Annotated in this window: 8 protein-coding genes, 2 tRNA genes and 1 other annotated feature; of the genes, 7 read left to right on the top strand and 3 right to left on the bottom strand. The window is 27.9% G+C overall.

Features of this window, described 5'->3' with window-relative positions; translation table 11 throughout:
• Positions 1-212 precede the first annotated feature (212 nt).
• Positions 213-803: a 5-formyltetrahydrofolate cyclo-ligase gene (locus tag F3K33_RS01460; RefSeq protein ID WP_023974748.1), complete on the top strand. Its 591-nt coding sequence runs from the start codon at positions 213-215 to the stop codon at positions 801-803.
• Between the two features lie 34 nt (positions 804-837).
• A complete protein-coding gene (locus tag F3K33_RS01465) occupies positions 838-3,447 on the top strand; it encodes a transcriptional regulator (protein ID WP_039772632.1) in 2,610 nt (869 codons plus the stop codon).
• A gap of 151 nt (positions 3,448-3,598) precedes the next feature.
• On the opposite strand, the gene thrS is transcribed toward F3K33_RS01465, so the two are convergent.
• Positions 3,599-5,530 (bottom strand): threonine--tRNA ligase, encoded by a 1,932-nt coding sequence (gene thrS, locus F3K33_RS01470; RefSeq protein ID WP_039772630.1) that lies wholly within the window; start codon positions 5,528-5,530, stop codon positions 3,599-3,601.
• A 128-nt stretch (positions 5,531-5,658) separates the two neighbouring features.
• Positions 5,659-5,923, bottom strand: a binding site (T-box leader).
• 204 nt (positions 5,924-6,127) lie between these two features.
• Here thrS and F3K33_RS01475 point away from each other — a divergent pair.
• The 3 genes from F3K33_RS01475 to F3K33_RS01485 all read left to right on the top strand — a co-directional run bounded on the left by F3K33_RS01475 (position 6,128) and on the right by F3K33_RS01485 (position 8,859).
• Positions 6,128-8,605 carry a methyl-accepting chemotaxis protein gene (locus tag F3K33_RS01475; protein ID WP_023974745.1) on the top strand — a complete coding sequence of 826 codons (2,478 nt, stop codon included), beginning with the start codon at positions 6,128-6,130 and terminating at the stop codon, positions 8,603-8,605.
• A 90-nt stretch (positions 8,606-8,695) separates the two neighbouring features.
• Positions 8,696-8,780: transfer RNA gene (locus tag F3K33_RS01480), tRNA-Leu, on the top strand.
• 4 nt (positions 8,781-8,784) lie between these two features.
• A tRNA-Gly gene (locus tag F3K33_RS01485) sits at positions 8,785-8,859 on the top strand.
• A gap of 120 nt (positions 8,860-8,979) precedes the next feature.
• Here F3K33_RS01485 and F3K33_RS01490 read toward each other — a convergent pair.
• Positions 8,980-9,384 carry an HNH endonuclease gene (locus F3K33_RS01490; protein ID WP_011967645.1) on the bottom strand — a complete coding sequence of 135 codons (405 nt, stop codon included), beginning with the start codon at positions 9,382-9,384 and terminating at the stop codon, positions 8,980-8,982.
• Positions 9,385-9,813: 429 nt separating this feature from the next.
• Between F3K33_RS01490 and F3K33_RS01495 the strand changes: the two genes are divergently transcribed.
• Positions 9,814-10,410 (top strand): hypothetical protein, encoded by a 597-nt coding sequence (locus F3K33_RS01495; protein WP_023974744.1) that lies wholly within the window; start codon positions 9,814-9,816, stop codon positions 10,408-10,410.
• A 103-nt stretch (positions 10,411-10,513) separates the two neighbouring features.
• Here the strand turns inward: F3K33_RS01495 and ispF are convergent, their stop codons facing one another.
• Positions 10,514-10,990: a 2-C-methyl-D-erythritol 2,4-cyclodiphosphate synthase gene (ispF, locus tag F3K33_RS01500; protein ID WP_011967647.1), complete on the bottom strand. Its 477-nt coding sequence runs from the start codon at positions 10,988-10,990 to the stop codon at positions 10,514-10,516.
• A gap of 381 nt (positions 10,991-11,371) precedes the next feature.
• Between ispF and F3K33_RS01505 the strand changes: the two genes are divergently transcribed.
• Positions 11,372-12,403, top strand: coding sequence for an anti-sigma factor domain-containing protein (locus tag F3K33_RS01505; protein WP_039772628.1), 1,032 nt, complete (start codon positions 11,372-11,374; stop codon positions 12,401-12,403).
• Positions 12,404-12,407 lie beyond the last annotated feature (4 nt).

The raw sequence follows: 12,407 nt of genomic DNA on the forward strand, positions 1-12,407 counted from the left end.
AAGATAAGTACAATATAAAGCATAATTAATTTTACTACTATGTAAGGTTTACTATTTTTAGATATATAAAGAATAGACATAAGATGTTTTAGTAAGTAAAATTAAAATAATAAGTAAAGTGAATAGCTAGATAAAATATCTATAGATTTATTAATTTGAGAACAATATAAAGTTCATGATTGATATGAAGTATAATTATAGGAGTTGTTTGTATGGAAAGCTTTATTAATAAGAAAATACTAAGAAAAGAAATTTTAGATAAGCGAAAAAAAATAGATGCAACAGAAAAAGAAAAAATGGATGAAAGAATATTAGAAACAGTTTATAGTAGCGAGTATTATAAATTGGCAAAAAAAATTTTTGTTTATATATCGTTTGACACTGAAATAAATACAAGAGATTTTATAAAGGAATCTTTAAATAATAATAAAAGAATTTATGTTCCAAGGACGGAAATTAAAACTAGACTTATGGATGCAGTAGAAATTAAATCACTGGATAATTTGTTGGAGAGTTCATATGGAATACCAGAACCATCTATAAATGATCCATATATTGATCCAAACGAACTTGATTTAATTATAGTTCCAGGCGTAGCTTTTGACAGGCGTGGGGGAAGAGTTGGCTATGGAGCAGGTTTTTATGATAGATATTTCAAGAAAATTAACAAGGATAATATAAAAAGAATTACAAAATTAGCATTAGCATATGATTTTCAAGTACTTGATAAAGTTCCAACCAGTTATCATGATGTACCAGTAGATTACATTATAACTGAGAAAGAATTTATAAAGTTGGAATAATGTAATGGCGGATTAAAATAAACAGGGGGAATATATGGAATACATTGAAAGTAATTTTGGTTACCTAAAAGGAACCAAAATAGAAAAGTACTACGATGATCTGATAAAAGCAGAATTTTTATGCGAGTATTATCCAATAGTTACAAAGATTATTGTTAGAAAAGTAATGGAAATGCTTTTAAGAGATATAGCGCAGGACAGTGGAATGGATATGAATGTTTCTGCACTTACATTACTAAATGGTATTAAGTTAAAGTCTAATATTTCTTTTTCAGAAGAAATTTATAATAATATAGAGATTATATTGGCTAACGGGTATGAGAACATTTCAAAAAGAGATAGAAATAGAAAGATACCTAAACATCCAATAGAAATTTTAAAAATAGCTCAGAAGGTTCTATATTACTATTTGAAAGAAAAAGAAAATTTGATGCTAGATATAAAGAATTTAAGTTTTAGTGCTCCTAGTACTATAGAATATATGAAGAAAGAACTTTTAAAGATCAATAACGATATTGCTCAAAGAGAAAATTTAATCAATAATCTTAGGAAAAAGATTCTTGAGGTAGATAGTTCTCCAAAGCGAATAAGTGAAATAAATAACATCATAATATTAATAAAAGAAGAAAAAGCTTATTTAGAAGAAATCCAAGATATATTAAATAGAAAAGTAGAAATGCAAAATAAATGTGTATTGAATATGGAAACGGATTATAAAACATATGAAAAAAAGCTTAATGAAATGAAAATTAAGTTTAATGAGAATGAAGAACTTCTTCTAGAAAAAGAGGGGCAGCTTCTGAAGGCTGAGATACAAAATCAAGAATTGAAAATATCGACTGAGGAGTTAGATGACGAAGATGAATCAATAAAAAGGATGAAAGTATCACTGGATGAAGAATTAAGAATATTAAGACACGCATATGAAAGTTTATTAAACTTAACAGAAGAATATAATGATATTGTTGAAACAATAGAATTTTTATATGATAATGAGCTACGAAAAGAATTAGAAGCTAAAAAGAACAGTATTCAAATAAAAATAAACTTTGAAGATGCTGTATTTAATGAGAATATAATTATTTACAATAAAAATACAGTGGAGTATAAAAGAAAAGCGTTAATATTTAAAGAACTAGTAAATGAAAATATAAAACGAGAAATTAGGCATGAAAAATTTTATGATGGATTTTTAAGACTATCAGGAAAAGAGCTTAAAATCGTATATACAATCATTAATAATATTACTTCAAGTTTTAATTTGATAAGTAAACCTAAGGAATTATTGGGTAGATATAATGAAGATAAGTTTTTAGAATTACTAAATAGAAATTTAGAGAATTTAAAAAACATTAATGATAATGAAATAAAGCTAATTTTATATTATAAATTAATAAGTTTGTCAAATGCGCCTTATGGGAAGATATACAATAGAAGAAAATTTGTACAGACATTGGATTACATGGTAGATAAAGCTTATAGTCTTTTAGCCACTAAAAAGGATTTTAAAGCAAGAACAAAAAAGCTAGATGCAATAAATGAATATTACATGAATAGAACTATCTCGGCATTAAAAAATAAAGGTTCAAATACACATATTACAGAAGAGCTTATAGAAAAGATTTATGATATAATCACAAAATTAAGACAAAGACCAGAAAATAAAGAGAAAAGGCTTTACTATGAAAAACTCGATTTAGATGTCATGACGGAGTCGACCATTAAAGCAGTTATAAAATCTCAACCATATACATTTCTATATATGATAGCAGACTTAGCGAGCATTGATTCATATAAGGATATGTCTAGTATTATATTTCAAATTGAAAATTTAATTGAGAAAAGGTCTTTAATTAAAAATTTTTCTAATACCTATTTTATGGTTCTATTATATTTATCTAGCGATGCAATAGTTGTAAGCCAAAATCAGCAAGAAGAATTAGTACCATTAGCAGTGATGTTAATAACGAGTGTAAGTTTAGTCTCAGATAATGATTTTATAAATCTGGAAGGTTATAATGATTTGGTCAAGTTATGGAAACAAAAACAGCAAAAATATAACGATATCTGTATGAAGAAAGAGGAAGAGGAAAGTAGCTTAGCACTACTAATGAGAGAAAAATTAGAATTAGAAATTAACCAGAAAGAATTATCAGAAGCCTATGACTCATTATTGAGAAGGTATGGAAGCTACGAGAGTGAATTTAAAAATCTAGTTATGAATTCAGAAAAAAGAGTTCTCTTGCCATCATATTTTTACTATGATGATTTGTGCAATAAGAAAAAGTTAGCAGAAAAGCATATCAATGAATCAAAAAATAAAATCGGAACATTGAAAAGCATTTTCTCTATAGAGGTTTGGAAGGATCAAGCGAATAAGTTTATTAATGAATCCAATATGCTAGAAGCTGAAAAGTTGCTAATTAAAGAAGCAAAGCAAAAGCCTTACTTTAAAAAAGAATATTCAGTCTTCTTAGAATTAGAAGATCAAATTCAAAAAGTGAATGAATCTATGGAAAAAAATAAGGAGATGCTGAAAAGCAAAGATGCACTAGTTGATAATATAGGAAGTAAAATTATTGACTTGCAGAAGCAGTTAACTACTATGAAGAATGCGTATATAGACATAGAAGGTGGCTACTAAAAGGTTAATTGTAGATATATTATTATGATTTACTGAATATTATATTATTTTACAGAAAGAACATAAGCCTAGGCTCTGTAAAAAAAATTGTGTAAACTAAAAAAATGAGGATGCCTTATTTACAAGGGCATCCTCATTTTTTATATAAATTTTATAATTCTTTATTTTCTATTTCTTTAACGATTCTCTCGATAAACGCATCTAATTTAACAGCGCCTTCATCGTCATTCTTTCTGCTTCTTACAGATACTTCATTATTAGCAGCTTCTTTTTCTCCAACAACTAAAATGTAAGGAGTTCTTTCAAGTCTAGCTTCTCTAATCTTATAACCAATCTTTTCAGCTCTATAATCAGTTTCAACTCTAATACCTTTATTCTTTAAGGCTTTTGTAACTGCTTCAGCATAATCATTGTACTTATCAGAGATTGGTAATACTTTGGTTTGAACTGGAGATAACCATGTTGGGAAAGCACCAGCGTATTCTTCTATAAGCATAGCTAAAGTTCTTTCATAACATCCAATTGATGATCTATGGATTATATAAGGACGTTTCTTTTCTCCGTCTTTATCTACATAACTCATATCAAATCTTTCAGCTAAAGCAAAGTCAATTTGAACTGTGAATAAAGTATCTTCTTTACCATGAACATTTCTAAATTGTAAATCAAGTTTTGGACCATAGAAAGCAGCTTCATCATCAGCTTCAACATAATTGATATTTAAATGATCTAGGATATTTCTCATTGTATCTTGAGTTTTATTCCAAGCATCAGGATCATTGATGTATTTTTCGGTATTATTTGGATCCCATTTAGAGAATCTATAAGTTATCTTTTCAGCAATTCCTAAAGTTCCCATTAAATATTGAATTAATTCAAGTACACCTTTAAATTCTTCTTCCAATTGTTCAGGTGTAACAATTAAGTGACCATCAGCTAAAGTGAATTGTCTAACTCTTATAAGACCATGCATTTCGCCTGAAGCTTCATTTCTAAATAAAGTAGAAGTTTCGCCGTATCTGATTGGAAGATCTCTATAGCTGTGTTGTTCAGCATTATAAACTGTATATTGGAATGGGCAAGTCATTGGTCTTAAAGCAAATACTTCATCATCTTTTTCCTCATCACCTAATACAAACATACCATCTTTATAGTGATCCCAGTGACCAGAAATCTTATATAAATCACTCTTAGCCATAAGAGGAGTCTTAGTTAAAAGATAACCTCTTTTTTCTTCTTCATCTTCAACCCATCTTTGAAGAAGTTGAACTATTTTTGCTCCTTTAGGCATTAATAATGGAAGCCCTTGACCTACATTTTCATCAGTTGTAAACAACTTTAACTCTCTACCAAGCTTATTGTGATCTCTCTTTTTAGCTTCTTCTAAAGCTTCTAGGAAAGCATCTAAGTCTGCTTTCTTTAAGAATGCAGTACCATAGATTCTTGTAAGCATCTTATTTTTTTCATTACCCTTCCAGTAAGCACCAGCACTTCTAGTAAGTTTAATTGCTTTAACTGATTTTAGTGACATAAGATGAGGACCAGCACATAAGTCTGTGAAATCACCCATTTTATAGAATGAGATTATTTCATTTTCAGGAAGATCGTTTATTAATTCAACTTTGTAAGGTTCATCCTTCATTAATTCTAAAGCTTCATTTCTTGGAAGCTCAAATCTAGATATTTCTGGATTTTCCTTAATTATTTTTTGCATTTCTGCTTCAAGTTTTTCTAAGTCTGCAGCAGTGAATGCAATTTCTCTATCGAAATCATAGTAGAAGCCAGTTGCAATTGAAGGTCCTATAGCTAACTTTGTTTCAGGGAATAATCTTTTTACGGCATAAGCTAAAACGTGAGATATGCTATGTCTTAGAGCATCTTTACCTTCTTGAGAATCAAATGTGCATATGCTTAATTCAACATCTTCATTTATTTCTTTTCTAAGGTCTTCAACCTTTCCATTAACTATACCGCAGCAAGCATTTCTAGCTAAACCTTCGCTAATTGATTTGGCAATTTCATAAATAGATAAACCAGCTTCAAATTCTTTAATTGATCCATCTTTTAAAGTTACTTTTATCATTTTAAAACTCCTTTCAGATTTAAGAAAATTTTGATTTTGTGACTTGTTAAATTTTAATAATAATATCGTTAAGAAAAGTTATTACTAAAATCATGCATTTTTGCAAACAAAAAAACCTCATCTCTAAAAATAGAGACGAAGTAATATCCGTGGTTCCACTCTAATTACCTAGAAGAAACTGATTAAAATAGGTCAAATAAAATAAACATTAAAAACCTTTTTAAAAATCAGTTAAATAGGTCACTTAAATTTATCGTAACGTGATAATTACGGGCTTTATTAGGGCCACTCAGAGGTGGTTTTCAGTCTAAATTTATATAAGAATAATCGCACCAACATATTCTCTCTCTGAAAAATAAGATTTTAGCTTACTGTCCTCATCAACGTGTTTATTTATTATATTAATATTCTTAATTATAAGCACATGATTTTTAGATGTCAACTAATTAACAAAAAAAATACAAAAGATATTAAGAATCTCAGAATATATTGGATATTTTAACAAAATTATAATAAGGCTTTAACCTAGAATTTATTAAAATCAAATAAAATTTATGTATATTAGGTTGTATTTAGTATTTTTTTCAGGAGGTAAAGATGAATAGAAGTATTAAAAGTATAAAAGTTAAAATTATTATGTTCCTAATACCAATGTTATTAATTGCATTTATAGCTTTGTCGGGAATAGGATATAGATTTGCAAGTAAGTCATTAAAAGAGAGCAACTTAAATGTAATGGAAGAGATGACGAAAACTGCTGCATCACGAGCAGATGATCAAATAAAAAGTGAGATTAGGAACCTTGAAGTAATTGCAAGCAATCCGATAATAACGGATAAGAATGTGCAAATAGAAGAAAAAATTCAAATACTTAAACCAGCATTAAAAACAGTTGGACAATTAGAAATGAGCATAAGTGATAAAGATGGAAATTCAATAGATACTTTAGGAAATAAGAAATCAATAAAGACAACACAAAGTTTTATGAAATCAATAAATGGTGAAAATTCAATAACCAATCCATATATAGATCCAGTCACAAAGAAAAAAGTCATATCATATTCAGTACCTATCAAGGATTCTTCAAATAGTATTATAGGAATTATTACCTCAATAAAAGATTGTAAAGATTTCGCTTCTTTAAACAAAGAAACTAATTTTTTGAAAACGGGAAATTTATTAATTGTAGATAGTAATGGTAATTTTATAGTTTCAGAAGATGAGAGCTTGGTAAATGAGAATAAAAATATAACCAATATGACCTCTGATAAAGAAAATTTACAAGATCTAAATAACATAGGAAAAAGTATGACAATTGGGACCCAATCTGGAACAGGAAAATATACTTATGAGGGTAAAGAAAGATATATATCATATAGCCCGATAGGGAAAACAGGTCTTGCCATAGGAATCACAGTAGAAGAAAAAGATCTACTAAGTGCATTAAACAGTTTAGCTTTTATTGATATTATAGTGACTGTTATTATGACGCTACTAATATTAACTATTATAATAGGCTTTACAATTATATTTGTAAACAGGTTACTTGGGGCGAAGTATTATGTAGATAGTATTGCTAAAGGTGATTTTTATACTAAAGTTGATAATAAATATACTAAAGGTAATGATGAAATAAGTGAAATATGCTTAAGTGTAAGCCAAGCTAAAGAGTCAGTAGGGAAAATGATAGAGGCAGTAAGAGAGGATTCAAATATAGTTAGAGAAGGCTCTGTATCATTAAATCAAATTGCAGAAGAACTATCAATTCTTACAGAGGAAATATCAGCATCCATAGGAGAGGTTTCTAATAATACTAATAAACAAAGCCATGACTTTGTACAGATAAGCACTAAGCTTGAAAACTTTGGTGAAAATATAACTGAAGTTAAGAATAATGTTCATTCAATTAATGAAGATATTGCAATAATAAATGATAAATCTTTAAAAGGAACTAAAGACATAGAAGAATTAAATGGTGGAATTATAAGTGTTAATGATAGTTTTGAAAAGTTTTTAATCAGCATAGAGTATATACAAGGCGATATGAAAAATGTTAATGGAATTACGAATATTATCAATGGAATATCTGAACAAATAAATCTTCTAGCACTTAATGCAGCTATTGAAGCAGCTAGTGCAGGTGATGCAGGACGAGGGTTTAGCGTAATAGCATTAGAAGTGAAAAAGCTTTCAGATAAAAGTAAGGAGTCTGCACAGAATATTTATAAGATAATAAATAGGCTTATAAATATAATAAATAAACTTGTAGAAGAGTCTAAAAATATGGAGAGTGAGTTGCATGAGCAGAAGGAAATGATTTATAATGCATCAAGTTCATTTTCAGAAATAGCACTTCTAGTTAAAGAAATAGCACCTAAAGTATCTAATATAGATAGTGTGTTTAATAATATTAATCACAGCAAAGATTTAATTGTTGAAACTGTATATGAGTTATCAGGAGAAATAACAGAGACATCAAATTCCTTGGAGCAAGTAACTAATTCATCAGTGCAGCTTGCACGACTTGCAGAGAAAGTTAACAGTAGTTCTGATATTTTACTAGATAGAGCAGATGATTTGCTTCAAAAAGTTAATCAATTTAAAATCAAAGAAGAGGATTTAACAAAAGATACCGACATATCTGAACAAAATTCAAAAGCAAATAATCAATATGAAGAAAAATCATATTCCAGTGGGGGAGGAGAGTTAGACACTAAGAATAAGAGTTTAGAAAAAACGAATTTATTAAATAAGTTTGAAGACTCAAGAGATATTAATCAATATGAAAGAAATCTAGATCTTGATTTGGAAAAAGAATTAAAGGAATTATCAATGTTACCGGAGGAAGAAATTAATTTGGAATTTAGTAATTATGAGACAAGTGATCTGGATTTATCACTGGCAGAACACTTTGTTGATTTAAGTGTGTCTCCGCTGGAAAAGTTGGAAGTAGATACATCAACTAAAGATTTTGGATGGGGATGCTCTAAGATAACAGAAATTAAAGAATATATTAAGCAAAAAGATGAAGGAGAATGCCCGGAGGATGATTTAGGAAGATATAATATATCATAGTTTGTTATATAAATATATCTAAAAAATCATAACAAATGTATAAAATTTAATATTGATTTAATATATTGAATAGATGTATAATATTGGTAGGCAGATGTGGCGGAATTGGCAGACGCACTAGACTTAGGATCTAGCGCCTTTTGGTGTAAGGGTTCGACTCCCTTCATCTGCACCAATAAGCGGGAATGACTCAATGGTAGAGTGTCACCTTCCCAAGGTGGACGTTGCGGGTTCGAGCCCCGTTTTCCGCTCCAGTAAGAATATAAAGATTAAATTAAAATAACAAATATCTAAAACAAATTTTTGTTTTAGATATTTGTTATTTTAATTTACACATGGTTACTAAGATAAATTTAATTATATAACATAATAAGTTAATAATTGTCTTCAATCAATTTGTCTAAAGTTAAGTTAACAATCATTTCTTCAGAGTAAAATTTTTCACCCATTATTTTAAATATTACTTCTGATTTTTTATAACCTTCTTTATAAAGCTTTAAGTTTCTTGTAATTCTTTTAAGAGTGTTTCTAGGTATATTTAATTCTAATGCTAGCTCCTTAAAAGAATAATAATCTTTTTTTAGCATATCGTATAGTTTATTTTGAAGATCTAACTTATATCTATAATCAACTTCTTTGGATTGGTGGGGACCATATTTTCCTCTATGATGGGAAGGACATAAATATTTATAATTTAGTTCTATATCAAAGCCACCTTCACTTCTGTGAACAATATGATGTATATCAGCTTCGGCATTACATATTTCACATAAAGACAATTTTTAATCCTCCTTAGAATCTACCCTATATAAAAATATATTAATTGTTAAAGTTTATTTAAATTAAAAAAATAATAGAATTCTTAATATAATAATATGATAACTGTAAATAACTTGACATTTAATATTATAAAGTAATAAATAAGAAATATCAATTTGAATATCTATAATAAAAGTCTAAAATTTTGTAATAAAATAATAAAATGGGGATAATATATTAATATGTATATATTAAACAAATTTATCCAAGAATAAACAATTATGAGATAAATGAGTTATAATATAATTAGAGAACAAAAGATAACTATTAATAATATATTTTATAAAATATTAGTTGGGAAGGTGAGTAAAGTGTGGGAAGTTTATAATTCATTTAATTATTGGGAAAACGTTATCAGTAGGAACAAGACAATAAGAGGACATATGTTTATGCAGAAACCACCAACAGAAAGAAGTATTTATTTTCATACCCTTATATTTGGAAACAATAATGGTATAAATAATATATGGGGATATTTCCCTAATAGAAAGTGTTTGATTGGTTATCTTCAATATTCGTTCTTGCAGGAAGCTTTTTATAAGTGGATATATGGAAAAGAAAAATTAATTACTAGGATTCCACATTTAACTGTTGATAAGATCATTCGTGAGGGAGAAAAACTAAAGAAAATAGACAAAGAAGTTGCAAGTAATATGAGGAGAGACTATGATTTCTTAAGTAGCTTATGGAATATTCCATCTGAAAAGGCTCAAGCTAGATTAGATAAATTCCCAGCAGAGTTTAATAAGAAGTGGATGGGGGATAACACAGAATTTTTATATATAAAAATTTTCAAGACTCCAGAGGAACTTGGAGAATTTGTAATTTCATCTTCGTTATTAACAAATACAAAAGAAGAATTAGAAAATAGAATAGGAATGTCTATTGATGAGTGGGAAGATATCTGCAAAAATGCAATAAGTGATCCTAATAAAGGAGAAGTATTCAGAGAGATTCTACTAAAAAAATTAAGCGAAGTATTTTAAAAGATTAATATATAATTTAAGGAGCTATAATTAGCAGATTAGAATCTGCTAATTATAGCTCCCTTTTAATTATAAAGCACTATAAACTTTGAATAGTATATTTTTAAATTATACTTTCAACAGAAGAGATACTTTGAGAAGAAATTCCAAGCATCTCACCAGTAAAGCCAAGGCCTTCTTCAGTAGTAGCCTTAATATTTATTTTATTAATATCTATATTCAGAGCAATTGAAATGTTCTTTCTCATATTCTCAATATGAGGCAGCATTTTTGGTTTTTGAGCTATTATTGTAGCGTCTATGTTGTTGATGGCATAGCCGGACTTAAGAAGCAATTTACCTGTTTCTTCAAGAAGTATGATACTAGATATTCCACTAAATCTACTATCTGTATCAGGGAAATGTTTGCCTATATCGCCAAGAGCACAAGCGCCCAATAAAGAGTCTATTATAGCGTGGATAAGAACATCCGCATCGGAATGACCTAGCAGCCCCTTCTCATATGGAATTTCTACTCCACCTAAAATTAATTTTCTATTTTCAACTAATCTATGAACATCATATCCTAATCCAATTCTCATATAATCACCTCATTATGTGTTTTATTATTTTACTATTTTAACATATTATGAGGCTTTTTATATAAATAATTATACTAATTTAAAATACGTCTACGTTTATTTGTTGACATGTTGTTCAAAGAGCTTGTTTTGGGTTTAATATAAAATTTAATGTTAAACCAAGAAATAAATCTATTTATATGAAAATGTATAAAGGTTGTTCTACGTCTTTTTACAAAATCTACATATATAATTTTTCCTCTCATTAATAATCTCCAAAATATTGCTTTTAAATTAAATTTAGATAAAGAAAATTTTATAGATAAATAGCTTTATATGCTATAATATCATAGTATGAAGAACTTATACAAAGGGTTAATATTTTAAAGAGGTGTTAATTTTATGGAAAATTTGGGCTTTAGTAAAGACAAATATGTATTTTCATCTATGCCGTCAATGTTCCTAATAGGAGATACTGCAGAGGATATTAGAAAAAAACAGATATCTTTATTTATAAATGAATTAAGCTCATATAATGTTTTACTTAAAGATTTAGTAAACTTTCCGATTAAAGAAGCTGACAGAAATATAGCTTTAAATATAGCTTATTATATAGCTAGTGATGAGGATTTACTAAGAATAATCAATGAAAAAAGAGTTTTACCGATAGCTAAAATAAGTAAGTTAACTAGGATAAAATCTGAGATTATAAATAAACTTAGGGACTACATAATAGCTTATTGCATTATAATAACTAATTCAAATTATAAATTTATTCAAGATTATCTAAGAATAAAATTAAAAGAAGATAATAAAGTTGTAAGCATTTCAAGTAAAAATCAACAGCTATATAAAGGGATAGTAATAAAAGCCTTTAAAAATTCAGCATATATATTAACTTCAAAAGGAGAATTTTTAAAGATAAAGACTTCTAATAGATCAAAGGTTGGAGATGTATGTGAAGGAAAAGAAAAGAAAGGGATTAGGGGGTACAAAATACATATATCAATATTACTATTTATATTAATATTGATTGGTAGTGGTATAACTATTGAATATAGGACAACACAAAGCATAATAGTGATAGAAACAACTTCTAATATAAAGATTCATATTAATAAGTTTCACAAAGTTATATATGCCTATTCGCCTACAGATAAAGGAAAAGAACTTATAGGAAATATTGATGTTTTGAACAAGGATGTTGATGATGCTATATCGGAGATATTTGAATACGCATTGGATAATGAAATGTTAGATTTAAGTAGGAAAACATTAATAACAATTAATGGACAAGCTTTAAAATATGGAGAGCTTACTAAAACAAATAAATTTATATACGAACACAATATACCTATAGCTATAAATAATGCAGGAAATCAACAAAAATTACCCAAATACTCAACTGAAGATAGCAAGGAAGAAAAAAAATAACTCT

Source organism: Clostridium beijerinckii, from assembly GCF_008705175.1.
GTDB classification, from domain to species: domain Bacteria; phylum Bacillota; class Clostridia; order Clostridiales; family Clostridiaceae; genus Clostridium; species Clostridium beijerinckii.